The following is a 12,539-nucleotide window of genomic DNA, read 5'->3' on the forward strand; positions in this document are numbered from 1 at the left end:
TTCCCTGGCGTTCGCGGGCTGTGGCGATATCATCGGCGGCTTCGCGCGCAGGGTCGGCCGTCGGTGCCGGCGTCATGAAGCAAAGAGTCGAGGCGACGCATGAATGCAGTGGTTCTGGCCATCCTGGTGATGGTCACGTTGAGTCTGGCCCGGGTACCGGTGGTCTTCGCGCTGATCGTGGCAGCGCTGGGCGGGGGCTTGTATGCCGGTTTGCCGCTGGAGACGATTCTCTCCGCGTTCAACGATGGGCTGGGCGGTGGCGCCACGGTGGCGCTCTCCTACGCGGTGCTGGGGGCGTTCGCGGTGGCGCTGTCGCGTTCGGGCATCACCCAGTGGCTCTCTCACCGGGCGGTGGGCAGGCTGGCGCTGGATGGCAGCGGGCCATCGCGGCGCAGCGTGATCCTGGGGCTGCTCGGCTGTCTGCTGCTGGCAGCGATCAGTTCGCAGAACCTGATCCCGGTGCATATCGCCTTCATCCCCATCCTGGTGCCGCCACTGCTGGGGCTGATGAACCGGCTCAAGCTGGACCGCCGCGCGGTGGCCTGCGTGATCACCTTCGGTGTCACTGCCCCCTATATGCTGCTGCCGGTGGGGTTCGGGGCGATCTTCCTCAATGACATTCTGCTCAGCAACGTCAACACCAGTGGCGCTGCCTATGGGCTCGAGGTGCAGGCGTCGCAGGTGCCGCTGGCCATGGCGATTCCCATCGGCGGCATGGCGCTGGGGCTGCTAACCGCGGTGTTCTTCAGCTACCGCCGCCAGCGCCACTACGAGGATCTGCCCTATGTCGGCGAGAGCCCGGCCGATGAGCACCACGCGGCGGCCAGCGCTGGCGGGCTGGCGCTGTGGCAGAAGCTCCTGCTGGTCGTTGCCCTGGTGGGCACGGTGCTGGTGCAGCTCTACACCGATTCGATGGTGCTGGGTGGGCTTTTTGGCTTCGCCGTGCTCGCGCTCACCGGGGTCTTCCGCTGGCACGAGCAGGACAGCGTCTTCACCGAAGGCATGCGCATGATGGCGCTGGTCGGCTTCATCATGATCGCCGCTGCCGGTTTCGCCAGCGTGATGCAGGCAACCGGCGCGGTCGACAGCCTGGTCGGCAGCTCCACCGCGCTGATCGGTGACCACAAGGGGCTGGCGGCGCTGATCATGCTGCTGGTGGGGCTGTTCATCACCATGGGCATCGGCTCGTCGTTCTCGACCATTCCGATCATCGCCTCGCTCTACGTGCCGCTGGCGCTCAACTTCGGCTTCTCACCGTTGGCCACGATCGCCCTGGTGGGCACTGCGGCGGCGCTGGGCGACGCCGGCTCGCCGGCCTCCGACTCGACCCTGGGGCCGACCGCGGGGCTCAATGCCGACGGCCAGCATGACCACATCTGGGACAGCGTGGTGCCCACCTTCCTGCACTACAACGTGCCGCTGCTGGTGTTCGGCTGGATCGCCGCGATGACGCTGTGAGCGCCGCCGAGGCTCATTCGGCGCTCATTCGGCGCTCATGCGGGGCTAACCCGGGGCTCACTTACGGGTAGCGCTGGCCGTTTCCGCCTGCACCTGGCGGGCGATGGCGCCGGGGGTAGTCCACCACACGCCCTCGGCTTCGCGGTAGCCGGCCAGCTCGGTGAGCACCTCGCGCAACTGGCGCAGGCGAAACGGCTGGCCCACCAGCCAGGGGTGCAGGGCGATCCCCATGACCAGCCGCTGCTGCTGCGACTGCGCCAGCAGCTCCAGGAACTGATCGCGGATCATGGTGCAGAACTCCTGCATGCTCACCCGGTGGGTGGAGATGGTGGGAATGTCGTTGACCTCCTGCGGATAGGGGATCGACCACAGCGTGCCCGCGGTGGTGCGCATGGCGGTCGGGCGCTCGTCATGGGCCCAGTTGAGAAGGTAGTCGAAGCCCGCCTCGGCGAGCAGATCCGGGGTGCGCTCGCTCTCCGAGATCCAGGGTGAGAGCCAGCCGCTCGGCGCCTGGCCCAGATGGGCCGTCAGGCGTTGGCGGCACTCGCCGATCAGGCGGCGCTCGGCGGCTTCATCGAGCTGGCCCTGACGCTCGGCGTTGGTGTGGCCATGGGCGATGATCTCATCGCCCCGCGCGGCGAAGGCATCGATCAGCTCGGGGCAGTGGTCGAGCAGGGCGGTATTGGCGATCACCCCCGCCGGCAGCGCGAGTGACTCGAACAGTTCCAGACAGCGCCAGGCGCCGACCCGGTTGCCATAGTCACGCCAGGCGTAGTTGAGTACGTCCGGCTCGCCCGCCGGGGCGGGCGGGGCGATGCCCACGCCGCGCCCCTCGCCGAAGGCGTAGTGCTCCAGATTGAAGCCGAGATAGACCGCCAAGCGCGTCTCGCCGGGCCAGTGCGCGGGGTCGCGATCGGTGATCGGGCGGTATGGGAAGCGGCCGTGGTGGCGCAGCGGCGGTTGAGACATCCTGTCGGCTCCTGTCCATCCTGGGGTGTGGCGCGGCGGGGCCGCCGGCCATCGGGTCTACCCAGCGTAGCCCGCGCCTTGCACTGGCGCTGCCCATTCGGGCGCGAGCGCTGCTAAGCTGAACGAGGACTCTTCTTCTTCACGACAGACCTCCGTCAGGAAGGTGGCATGAGCAAGACTACCGGTAAGAACGCTGGTTCCAGCAAGAACGCTGGTGCTGGCAAGAACACCAAGGCCAAGACGCCGAAACGCACGCGCAGCGGCGGCAAGCCGCTCGACGATCAGGCGATGGCTTTCCTCGAGCGCTATCTCAACAACGCATCCCCCACCGGCTACGAGTGGGAGGGGCAGAAGCTGTGGATGGAGTATCTGCGCCCCTACGTGGATGAGTTCATCACCGACACCTACGGCACCGCGGTGGGCGTGATCAACCCCGATGCCGAGTACAAGGTGGTGATCGAGGGCCACGCCGACGAGATCTCCTGGTACGTCAATTACATCACCGACAACGGCCTGATCTACGTCATCCGCAACGGCGGCAGCGACCATCAGATCGCCCCCTCCAAGCGGGTCAATATTCACACCGACAACGGCATCGTGCCCGGCGTGTTCGGCTGGCCGGCGATCCATACCCGGCGCCAAGGGCCGCAGGAGAAGCCGCCGGAGCTGGACAATATCTTCATCGACGTCGGTGCCAGCACCAAGGACGAGGTCGAGGCGCTGGGCGTGCACGTCGGCTGCGTGATCACCTACCCCGACGAGTTCTTCGTGCTCAATGGCGACAAGCTCGTCTGCCGCGCGATCGACAACCGCATCGGCGGCTTCATGATCGCGGAAGTCGCGCGGCTGCTGAAGGCGCGCAAGCAGACGCTCGATTTCGGCCTGTATATCGTCAACGCGGTACAGGAGGAAGTCGGGCTACGCGGGGCGGAGATGATCGCCGAGCGGCTGAAGCCGAACGTGGCGATCGTCACCGACGTCAGCCACGACACCTCGACGCCAATGATCGAACCCAAGCGTGAAGGCGCCAACAAGATCGGCGATGGCCCGGTGATCTGCTACGCCCCGGCGATCCAGAACAAGCTGCGCGAGCGCCTGATCCAGGTCGCCAACGCGCAGAAGATCCCGTTCCAGCGTCTGCCGCGTTCGCGGGCCACCGGCACCGATACCGACGCCTTCGCCTACTCCAACTCGGGGGTGGCCTCGGCGCTGATCTCGCTGCCGCTGCGCTATATGCACACCACCGTGGAGATGGTCCACAAGCAGGACGTCGAGCATGTGATCGAGCTGATCTACCACACGCTGCTCGACATCAAGCCCGGCGAGACCTTCAGCTACTTCGAGTGATGGCCGGCGCCTGACGCCTCCCGACCCGCGCCGGTGTTATCACCGGCGCGCGGTTCTCACACGCTGATCAGATTTTCCCACCACCGCTTCACCGACACCCACCAGTCTGGCTGCGTCTCGTGCTCGGCGCGATCGCCGCCGAGATAGATGGTGGCGGTGAGTCCGGCGGAGAGCTTGGTCCCCGGCGGGATGTCGTCGAGGGCGATACGCACCGGAATGCGCTGCGACAGGCGCACCCAGTCGAAGGAGGCGTTGACCGAGGCCAGCCCGCCATTCTGGTTGCTCAGGCTGCTGTCGCTGATGCCACGGGCGAAGCTGTCGACGTGGCCCCAGATCGGGCGACCGTTGGCCAGTAGCTGGACCCGTGCCGGCTCTCCGATCTCGATGCTGTCGAGCTTGGTTTCCTCGAAGTAGCCCAGGGCGTAGAAGCTATTGGCATCGACCAGGGTGAGGGTGTCGGCACCCACACCGACATACTGCCCCGGACGCAGCAGCAGGTTGGTGACATAGCCATCCACTGGGGCGCGCACCGTGGCCCGCTCCAGGTCGAGTTCGGCCTTGGCCACTTCGACCTTGGCCTGTTCGACCGCGGCCTGGGCGGTCGACAGGGTGAAGCGGGCGTTGTCCTTGTCCTCCTGGGAAACGTAGTTCTTCAGCCGCTGGCGCCGGCCGCTGGCGGCCTGGGCTTCGTCGCGCTGCTGCTGCAGGCGGTGCAGATTGGCACGGGCATCGTCGAGCGCAAGCTGATAGCGGCGCTTGTCGATGGTGAAGAGCACGTCGCCCTTGGCCACTCGCTGGTTGTCGTGGACCTCGAGATCGTCGACCAGCCCCGCCACGGTGCCGAGATGGATGACGTCGGCACGGATACGCCCGTCGCGGGTCCACGGGTCGTGCATGTAGTGGTTCCAGATCTCGGCCACGGCGACCAGGGCCGCCGCCACCAGGATCAGCGTCAGAGCCAGGCGGATCGCCCGGCGGAGTCGGTGGGTCATGGTCATGGTGTCTCTTGTCTGGGTCTCAGGCAGTCTGTTGTTGTCGAACAAGTGTGGTGTTACATCCATGCCGGTAGCGCTGAGCGATAGGCGACGCCGAGGTCAGCGCGCGATCGGCAGCGCGCCGCTGAGCGCGAGCACCGCCCACAGCAGCAGCGCGAAGATCGCGATATCGGCCAGCACCGGTTGCCACAGCCAGTGATAGAGCCGCCAGCGTACGAACAGCCGCCGGATCAATAGGTAGAGCGCCAGCGCCAGCAGCACGGGTAGCGCCAGCGGGGGCAGCAGAAAGCCGAGGAACGACCACTCAGCGAACATGGGGGTCTTCTCCCGTCTCTGGCTCGTCCGAGCCGGTATCTGTCTCGTTCACGTCCGTGCCTGACTCGTCCGGCGCGGTATCTGCCTCGTCGGCCTCCGCGTCCGCTTGGCTAGGTTCAGATTCGCTGGCGGCGGCGTTGTGTGCCGTCACGGGGTTTTTCTGTGCATCTTCCTGGTCGTCGTCCTGCGGCGCCGGGGCCGTGGTGTCGCCCTGCTCCAGCGTGACGCCGGGGGCCGCGCGCATCAGATGTCCGAGCATGGCGATCTCGCCGATGCTGGCAATGGGCAGGCGCGTCTCGTGGTAGAGCCGCTCGACCCAGGCGATCGCTTCGTCGGCGAGCTGGCGCCAGACCGCGGGGTCGTGGCGCTGGCGCGCCAGCAGGCGGGTGCCGATGCCCGCCAGCCACGTCTCGATCGCCTCGCGGTGAACGCCGAGCTCCGGACCCAGGCGGCGAATGCGCCACACGCACAGGGCCAAGGCGTGGAGATCGATCGCTTCGCGCAGCGCGGTGTCGCTGCCGCCCAGCGCCACCAGGCGGCCGAGTCGGTCATAGAGGCGGCTTTCCAGGCGCGCGCGGCTGGGCTGGCTACGCTCGCCGAGCAGCCGCGCGAGCCCTTGCCAGTAGGCCGCCATCAGGGTGCGAATCCGCTCGGCGGGCGAGCGCTGGCGCATCACCGAGTAGGTGATCATCGCCACCAGCGTGCCGATGATCGAGGCCACGCCGCCGTTGATATAGCGCGCCGGGGCGAAGGTGTAGGTGGAATTGAGATTGAGTAGGGTCATCATGGTGATCGCGCCGGCCAGCCCCATCGCCGACCAGCGCGGGTGCGGCGTCAGCAGGGTGCCGATGGTCACCGGTACCGCCACCGCCAGGGCCAGCAGCGGGAAGCCGTTGATCACCGGCAGTACCAGGAACAGCAGCACACCGCCCAGAACCACCGCCGCCAGCGACCCCCACAGGAACTGATAGACCACCGCCGCAGGGTTGGGCGCCTTGGCAAACAGCATGGTGAAGACCCCCAGCAGCATCATCGCCAGATAGCCCGAGTGCCAGCCGCTGTGGATCCAGTAGAGCCCCAGCAACTCGAAGGCGACGAACACGCGCAGGGCGTTGTAGCGCGCCACGAAGTGCTCGTTGTGGGTGGTGCGCGAACGGCGCTGTCGCGGCAGTGTCTCGATCCGTGCCGAATCGGGGGCGGCCAGGGCGTGGCGCAGGCGCTGGCCGTGGTGGAGCAGGTCGAGCACCTCGCCCAGGCGCTGGCGCACCAGCTCGGCGCGGGTACGGCTACGCGGCGAGACCTGCTCGGGGTTCCAGTCGAACGCGTCCAGTACCACCGGCTCATCCGGCGCAGCGGCGGGCTCGGCGGCGATGCGCTCGAGCACCGGCAGGGCCTGGTCGAGCAGCGGTGCCAGCCAGCGCTGGCCGTCGTCACAGGCGCGCAGATAGTCGAGGGCGGTTTCCAGCTCGCGGATCGCTGTGATCAGCGCCAGGCTGTCGCTGGCGAAGCGATCCAGCGCCGGGATGAAGTGGCTCAGCCGCCGGGTTTCCAGGCGGGTCAGCCCGCGCAGTTTCTGGAACTGCTGGTAGTGACCCAGTAGGCGCTTGAACTGGCTGTCGCGCAGCCCCCGCGAACGCGGTTGCGCCAGCACGTCGAGGGTGTCGCGGGCGCCCTCGGCAAGAAACTCGGAGAGTGTCTGCGGCAGCGCGCGGCTGCCGAAACGTGGGGCGATGGCGATATGCGTCAGCAGCGCACAGCGCCGATGCCCAGGGCGGTTTCGCTGAAGCGCGCCTGGGCCACATGCCATACCTGATCTACCCCGGTACCGATGGCGGTCAGCGAGACCAGGGTCGCGGTGTAACCGCTGAGCATCATCACGTAGCCGAGATACTCGTCCTGCTCGAGCATCACCCAGTACATGCAGAAGGCCAGCCAGGCGCCGGCGAACAGCAGATAGAGCATTGGCTGCTGGCCGAACAGCGAGATCAGCACCAGCCCGACGATGGCGCCGAACAGGGTGCCGAACAGCCGCGCTACGCCGCGCCCGATAATGATACCGATGGGCGGTGTGCCGCCGGTGAACATGACCGGCTGCAAGGTCACGATCATTACCGCCAGGATCGCCCAGGCGGGCTGATAGAGATCCAGACGCATGGCCAGGAACAGCGCCAGCCAGACGGCGAGCACGGTACGCAGGGCGAGCAGCCAGTGGTCGGCGGGAATGCGTGTCATAAAAGCACCAGCGCCCGGGCGTGTGCACACGCCCGGGCCCGTCGTCGATGTCTCGAAAAGACGCGAAAAAGCAATCTAAAAGTTAGTCTGCGAAGTATTGCATCGACTACGACGTTTGTCTAGCGCCACTCAGTGGTCTGGGCAGACGAAAAAAAGCCACCGCACGGGTGGCCAAGGAGAGAGTGGGAGCTCCCTGAGAAGATCGAGCCGCCGGCCCTGCCGGCCGGTGGCTTCAAATGTGATTACCTAGAAGCGGTAGCCGAGGCCCGCCATCACCACCCAGGGGTCGATATGCAGGGTGGTGTCGTAGGACTGACCGCCGACCTTGGCGGTGGCGTCGGAGTCGATATCCAGATACCAGGCAGCGGCGTTGAGCGACCAGTGGTCGTCGATCAGCAGATCGACCCCCAACTGCCCGGCGGCGCCCCAGGAGTCATCCAGGTCGAGACTGGCGCCGGGTACGTCGATCTTTTCGTCGGAAAAGTGGGTGTAGTTGAGACCCGCGCCGACATAGGGCTGGACCCAGGCATCGGTGCCGCCGAGCGGGTAGTACTGCAGCGTCAGGGTCGGCGGCAGGTGCTTGATCGAGGCGCCTTCGCTGCCGTTCAGGTTGATATCGTGCTTGAACGGTGCCGCCGCCAGCAGTTCCACCCCGAAGTTGTCGTGAAAGCGGTAGCCCAGGGTAAAGGCGAAGTCGCTCTTGTCCTGGACGTCGACATCGATGTCGAGGGCACCGAAGCGGCCGTTGTCGTCCTTGGGCGAGACCTTGGCCACCCCGAAGTGGGTGAACCAGTCGCCGGCGCCATAAGCGAGTGCGGCGCTGCTCGGCAGTGCGGTAGCCACGGCGACGGCAGCGAGACAGAGATGACGAGTCATTGCGTTCATTAGCGTTCCCTTGTGCGATCCACAAGCACAGCGTACGCGGCAAAGACCTATGGGTAATGTGGTTATTTGTCGCAAAAGCAAACTTAGCCCTGATGCCTGTCTCTCGTGTCGCCAGCCATCGGCCCGCCTGGGCAGCGTCTCACCCCAGATGGTGGGCGAGCCACTGCCCCGGCGTGCGGGCATCGTGCAGTTGCGGCGCAGCCCGAGCCCCACGCCGCCAGGCGCTCGAGTTCGCCGACAGCGCGCTCAGAGCGTCGGCGTCCAGCGTGGCCCCCGGCTCCGGGTGCAGCGCCAGCACGGCGAGCTGACCCTCGCTGCGGCGTGCACGCAGATCGAGCCGGGGCGATCAGGCGCTCGCGGTAGGGAAGGGCATGACGTAGTAGCCGTAGCGGCGCTGCGCCGGCGGCACGTAGAACTCCAGCCGGTAGTGGAAATCGAACAGCGCTCGGTGCGCTCACGCGCCCAGATCAGCGAGTCGAACGGTGACAGCAGCGCCGCGGCCTCGACACGGCGCGGCACCCGCGGCGTACCGCAGACGAAGGCGGTTTGACGCCAGCCCTGCACGGCCACCGGGGTCAGGCTGGCATCCTCCACCAGGGTCGCCAGCGCCGCGCGGCTATCCGCGGGCGCCAAGCGGTAGTAGTCGCGCAGATCGCGTTCGGTGGCGACCCCGAGCGCCTGGGCCGCGTGGCGCAGTAACTCGCGGTGTGCCTCCAGCGGGGGTCGGCTCGGGGCGCGCGAGCACGGCGGCGGGGATCACCCGCTCGGGCAGATCGTAGAGGCGCTCGAAGCCGCGACGGCTGGCCACGGTCACCTCGCCGGCGGCGAACAGCCACTCCAGCGCCTGCTTTTCGTCGCTCCAGTCCCACCAGGCGCCGGCCGGCCCTCGCGGGTGCTGAGTTCGCCGGCGCCGAGCGGGCCCTGGGCGGCGACCCGCGCCAGCACCTGGTCGATCAGCGGGCGCTGCTCGCGGCCGAAGCGTGCCAGATGCTTGTAGATGCCCTGACCGCGGCGCGCCCGATGCATGCGCCAGCGCAGCGCCGGGTAGCTGGCGAGCGGCAGCAGCGAGGCTTCGTGCCCCCAGTATTCGAACAGGCTGCGCTGGCGATTTCGGCCCCAGGCGAGCTCGTCGAGCAGCGCCGTAGGGTAGGCGCCGAGACGCGCAAAGAGCGGCAGGTAGTGCGAGCGGGCGAGGGCGTTGACCGAGTCGATCTGGAGCACGCCGAGCCGGGTCAGCAGCCGGCGAAGATGGCCGCGGTCGATCGCTGTGGTGGGGGCGGCACCGAAACCCTGGGCGCGCAGCGTCAGACGGCGAGCCTGAGCCGGTGTCAGCGTATCCTGGGTGGGGGTATAGCGGCGGGCATGGCGGCTCGCGTCGGCGACATATGGCGATCAGTCTCGTCGACGCGAGTGTGAAAGGCCAGCGACGCGCGCCGCCGGCCTGCCGAGGTCGGGTCAGTGACCGCTCTCCAGGGCGTCCACCAGCGTATCCACGTTGTGGCGGAACATGCCCAGGTAGGTGCTGCCTTCACCCTTCGGCGTCAGGGCGTCGGCGTAGAGGGTGCCGCCGATGGCGATACCGGTCTCCTGATGCAGCTGCTGCACCAGCGCTGGGTTGCTCATGTTCTCCAGGAACAGCGCCTTGGCGTGGTTGTGCTCGATCTGCTGGATCAGTTCGGCCATATCGCTGGCGCTGGGTTCGGCCAGGGTGTTGAGCCCCACCGGCGCGAGCAGCTTGAGGCCGTAGGCGTGAGCGAAGTAGCCGAAGGCGTCGTGGCTGGTGATGATCAGCCGATCGGCCTCGGGAATCTTGGCCAGACGCTCGCGGGTTTCGGTGTCGAGCACCTTCATCTGCTCGATATAGCGTTCGGCGTTACGGCGGTAGTCGTCGGCGTGGCTGGGGTCGACCTTGATCAGACCGTCGCGGATATTGCGCGCGTACTGTTCGCCGTTGCGCAGATCCTGCCAGGCGTGAGGATCGAGATTGCCGTGGTGGTGATGTCCGGCCTCGGCATGATCGTGATCGACATCGCCGTGGTCATGGTCGTGATCGGCATCGCCGTGGTCATGGTCGTGATCGGCGTCATGATCCGCGACTTCCTCGTCGTGGTGGCCGTCGAACGCCAGCGGTTGGATGCCGCGGCTCGCCACCACCACATCGCCCTGATAGCCGCTGGCCTCGATCAGGCGGTCGATCCAGCCCTCGAACTGCAGGCCGTTGACCACCACCAGATCGGCCTTGGCCAGCGACTGGGCATCGGAGGGCTTGGGTGAGAAGGCGTGGGCATCGCCGTTGGGGCCGACCAGCGAAGTCACGGCGACGTGATCACCGCCGATGGTCGAGACCATGTCGTCGAGGATGCTGAAGCTGGTGACCACGTCGAGCGGCTCGTCGGCGTGGGCCGGGCCGAGCAGGGCAAGACCCAGGGTGCCGGCGATCAGCCCCTGGCGCAGGGCGGCTGAGAGTGAGAGACGGGACATCGCGACTTCCTCCTTCTTTATTCTCGTGACGAGTGGGTGTGACGAAGCGTGTGACGTGACGCCCCCGGGCGCTGATGCCTGCCCGGGCAAGATGGCCAGACGAGATGGCTCAGCCATGCGCATCCGGCGGCAAAATCGGCTGCACCCGGCGACGCCAGCGCGCGAAGACGCTGTGGTAGCGGCCGAACAGCGCGGAGAGCAGGTAGATCGCCCCCGCCAGCAGAATGATGCAGGGCCCGGAGGGCAGGCCAGCGTGATACGACAGCAACAGCCCGCCGACGCTGGAGAGCATCCCGATCGCGATGGCCAGCCCCATCAGCCCCTCGAGTCGCGTCGACCAGAAGCGCGCCGCGGTGGCTGGCAGCATCATCAGCCCTACCGCCATCAGCGTGCCCAGGGTCTGGAAGCCGGCGGTGAGGTTGAGCACCATCAGCCCCAGGAAGAGCCCGTGCACCGCGCCGCCGCGAATCCCCTGGCCGCGCAGGAACAGCGGGTCGAGACACTCCACCACCAGGATGCGGAAGATCGCCGCGAGCACCACCAGGGTGACGCTGGAGACCCCCACGATCAGCCACAGCGCGGTGGTGTCGACGGCCAGGATCGAGCCGAACAGCACATGAGTGAGGTCGACGCTAGAGCCACGCAGCGAGATCAGCATCACCCCAGCGGCCAGCGAGATCAGATAGAAGCTGGCGATCGCCGAATCCTCGCGGTGCCCGGTCAGGCGCGAGACGCTGCCGGCCAGCCCGGCCACCAGCAGCCCGGCGGCCAGCCCGCCCAGGCTCATCGCGGGTAGCGAGAAGCCGGCGAGGAGGAAGCCGACCGCCACCCCGGGCAGCACCGCGTGGGCCATGGCGTCACCGACCAGGCTCATGCCACGCAGGGTAAGGAACACGCCCAGCGGCGGGGCTACCAGCGACAGTGCCAGCCCGGCCACCAGGGCACGGCGCATGAAGCCGAAGTCGAGCAGTGGCGAGATCAGCCAGTCGATCATGACGTCGGCCCCTGAGTCGTCGCGATAGCCGTCATGGGCGGGCCGTTGGGCGCCCAGGCCATGGTCTGTGGCGTGTACCAGTGGCCGTGACCGCGGTCGAGATGCAGCACCCGGTCGGCCAGGCGGCGCGTAGCTGGTCGTGGTCGTGCAGCACGATGATCACCGATACCCCTCGGCGGCCATGTCGCGCAGGGTCTCGATCAGCAGCTCGACGGTCGCCGCGTCGACGTTGGCGAAGGGCTCGTCGAGCAGCAGCAGTTGGGCCTCCTGCATCAGCGTACGGCCGAGCAGGGCGCGCTGACGCTGGCCACCGGAGAGCTCGCCCAGCGGGCGGTGCTCCAAGGCCTGCAGCCCCAGGCGCTGCATCACCGCCTGGCCGCGGCGATACTCCGCCGGGCCGTAGCGGCGGAAGCTGCCGTGGGTGGGCCAGCAGCCGCTCATCACCAGCTCTTCGACGCTCATGGGGAAGGAGAGATCCAGCGCCAGCTGCTGTGGCAGCCAGGCGCGGCGGGCGTGGGGCACCTGGCACCGCACGCGCCCGCGCAGCGGCCGCAGCACGCCCATGATGCCCTGTACCAGCGTGCTCTTGCCGGCGCCGTTGGGGCCGACCAGGGCGGTGATGCTACCGGCGTCGAATTCGCCGCTGAGGTTTTCCAGCACCAGGCGATTGCCCTGGGCCAGCGACAGCGATTCAAGGGTCAGAATGGCGGCCATGCTCAGCCCAGCATCCCGACAGACCACGCCGCGGCCAGCCACAGCAGGGCCAGCGGCAGCAGGGTCAGCAGCATGCGACGCCCGGCGCCGAGCGACATCAGTGAAAAATGGCAGGGCCCATCCGGGCGGTGGCGGTGACGATGCGACAT

At 67.5% G+C, this 12,539-nt stretch carries 12 protein-coding genes and 1 pseudogene; 2 read left to right on the forward strand and 11 right to left on the reverse strand.

What is annotated here, in order from left to right; genetic code table 11:
- Positions 1 to 99: 99 nt before the first annotated feature.
- Positions 100 to 1,458 (forward strand): Na+/H+ antiporter family protein, encoded by a 1,359-nt coding sequence (locus CN538_RS09335; RefSeq protein WP_106419253.1) that lies wholly within the window; start codon positions 100 to 102, stop codon positions 1,456 to 1,458.
- A gap of 57 nt (positions 1,459 to 1,515) precedes the next feature.
- Here the strand turns inward: CN538_RS09335 and CN538_RS09340 are convergent, their stop codons facing one another.
- Positions 1,516 to 2,427: a polysaccharide deacetylase family protein gene (locus CN538_RS09340; RefSeq protein WP_106419254.1), complete on the reverse strand. Its 912-nt coding sequence runs from the start codon at positions 2,425 to 2,427 to the stop codon at positions 1,516 to 1,518.
- A 168-nt stretch (positions 2,428 to 2,595) separates the two neighbouring features.
- Here CN538_RS09340 and CN538_RS09345 point away from each other — a divergent pair, with 168 nt between their 5' ends.
- On the forward strand, positions 2,596 to 3,774 hold the full coding sequence (locus tag CN538_RS09345; RefSeq protein WP_207233712.1) for a M42 family metallopeptidase: 1,179 nt from the start codon (positions 2,596 to 2,598) through the stop codon (positions 3,772 to 3,774).
- 56 nt (positions 3,775 to 3,830) lie between these two features.
- Here CN538_RS09345 and CN538_RS09350 read toward each other — a convergent pair whose 3' ends face one another.
- The 10 genes and pseudogenes from CN538_RS09350 to CN538_RS20355 form a co-directional block, all read right to left on the reverse strand.
- Positions 3,831 to 4,772 carry an efflux RND transporter periplasmic adaptor subunit gene (locus CN538_RS09350; RefSeq protein WP_207233713.1) on the reverse strand — a complete coding sequence of 314 codons (942 nt, stop codon included), beginning with the start codon at positions 4,770 to 4,772 and terminating at the stop codon, positions 3,831 to 3,833.
- A gap of 96 nt (positions 4,773 to 4,868) precedes the next feature.
- Positions 4,869 to 5,084 (reverse strand): DUF1656 domain-containing protein, encoded by a 216-nt coding sequence (locus CN538_RS09355; RefSeq protein WP_035475058.1) that lies wholly within the window; start codon positions 5,082 to 5,084, stop codon positions 4,869 to 4,871.
- Complete coding sequence (locus CN538_RS09360) at positions 5,074 to 6,891, reverse strand: FUSC family protein (RefSeq protein ID WP_106419255.1); 1,818 nt, start codon at positions 6,889 to 6,891, stop codon at positions 5,074 to 5,076. Before CN538_RS09360 ends, CN538_RS09355 begins: the two co-directional genes overlap by 11 nt.
- A complete protein-coding gene (locus tag CN538_RS09365) occupies positions 6,828 to 7,316 on the reverse strand; it encodes an FUSC family protein (protein ID WP_106419256.1) in 489 nt (162 codons plus the stop codon). The genes CN538_RS09360 and CN538_RS09365 overlap by 64 nt, the downstream gene beginning before the upstream one ends.
- A 246-nt stretch (positions 7,317 to 7,562) precedes the next feature.
- The gene (locus CN538_RS09370) at positions 7,563 to 8,192 is read right to left on the reverse strand and encodes an OmpW/AlkL family protein (RefSeq protein WP_081919526.1); all 630 of its coding nucleotides are present in this window, start codon (positions 8,190 to 8,192) and stop codon (positions 7,563 to 7,565) included.
- A 255-nt stretch (positions 8,193 to 8,447) separates the two neighbouring features.
- Positions 8,448 to 9,422: pseudogene (locus CN538_RS22655) on the reverse strand (DNA glycosylase AlkZ-like family protein).
- Between the two features lie 234 nt (positions 9,423 to 9,656).
- Positions 9,657 to 10,682, reverse strand: a complete 1,026-nt coding sequence (locus CN538_RS09380; RefSeq protein WP_106419257.1) for a metal ABC transporter substrate-binding protein — start codon at positions 10,680 to 10,682, stop codon at positions 9,657 to 9,659.
- A gap of 109 nt (positions 10,683 to 10,791) precedes the next feature.
- Complete coding sequence (locus tag CN538_RS09385; protein ID WP_106419258.1) at positions 10,792 to 11,676, reverse strand: metal ABC transporter permease; 885 nt, start codon at positions 11,674 to 11,676, stop codon at positions 10,792 to 10,794.
- 159 nt (positions 11,677 to 11,835) lie between these two features.
- Positions 11,836 to 12,390, reverse strand: coding sequence for a metal ABC transporter ATP-binding protein (locus tag CN538_RS09390; RefSeq protein WP_422917564.1), 555 nt, complete (start codon positions 12,388 to 12,390; stop codon positions 11,836 to 11,838).
- 2 nt (positions 12,391 to 12,392) lie between these two features.
- Positions 12,393 to 12,539, reverse strand: a complete 147-nt coding sequence (locus tag CN538_RS20355; protein ID WP_164673628.1) for a hypothetical protein — start codon at positions 12,537 to 12,539, stop codon at positions 12,393 to 12,395.

The sequence above is a fragment of the Salinicola tamaricis genome (assembly GCF_003006155.1).
GTDB classification, from domain to species: domain Bacteria; phylum Pseudomonadota; class Gammaproteobacteria; order Pseudomonadales; family Halomonadaceae; genus Salinicola; species Salinicola tamaricis.

Bases quoted from the DNA above. Each gene is read 5' to 3' on its own strand.
- CN538_RS09370 (WP_081919526.1), bottom strand. From the start codon at position 8,192: ATGACTCGTCATCTCTGTCTCGCTGCCGTCGCCGTGGCTACCGCACTG.
- CN538_RS09390 (WP_422917564.1), bottom strand. From the start codon at position 12,390: ATGGCCGCCATTCTGACCCTTGAATCGCTGTCGCTGGCCCAGGGCAAT.
- CN538_RS09345 (WP_207233712.1), top strand. From the start codon at position 2,596: ATGAGCAAGACTACCGGTAAGAACGCTGGTTCCAGCAAGAACGCTGGT.
- CN538_RS09350 (WP_207233713.1), bottom strand. From the start codon at position 4,772: ATGACCATGACCCACCGACTCCGCCGGGCGATCCGCCTGGCTCTGACG.
- CN538_RS09340 (WP_106419254.1), bottom strand. From the start codon at position 2,427: ATGTCTCAACCGCCGCTGCGCCACCACGGCCGCTTCCCATACCGCCCG.
- CN538_RS09360 (WP_106419255.1), bottom strand. From the start codon at position 6,891: ATGGCATGTGGCCCAGGCGCGCTTCAGCGAAACCGCCCTGGGCATCGG.
- CN538_RS09355 (WP_035475058.1), bottom strand. From the start codon at position 5,084: ATGTTCGCTGAGTGGTCGTTCCTCGGCTTTCTGCTGCCCCCGCTGGCG.
- CN538_RS09380 (WP_106419257.1), bottom strand. From the start codon at position 10,682: ATGTCCCGTCTCTCACTCTCAGCCGCCCTGCGCCAGGGGCTGATCGCC.
- CN538_RS09365 (WP_106419256.1), bottom strand. From the start codon at position 7,316: ATGACACGCATTCCCGCCGACCACTGGCTGCTCGCCCTGCGTACCGTG.
- CN538_RS09385 (WP_106419258.1), bottom strand. From the start codon at position 11,676: ATGATCGACTGGCTGATCTCGCCACTGCTCGACTTCGGCTTCATGCGC.
- CN538_RS20355 (WP_164673628.1), bottom strand. From the start codon at position 12,539: ATGTCGCATCGTCACCGCCACCGCCCGGATGGGCCCTGCCATTTTTCA.
- CN538_RS09335 (WP_106419253.1), top strand. From the start codon at position 100: ATGAATGCAGTGGTTCTGGCCATCCTGGTGATGGTCACGTTGAGTCTG.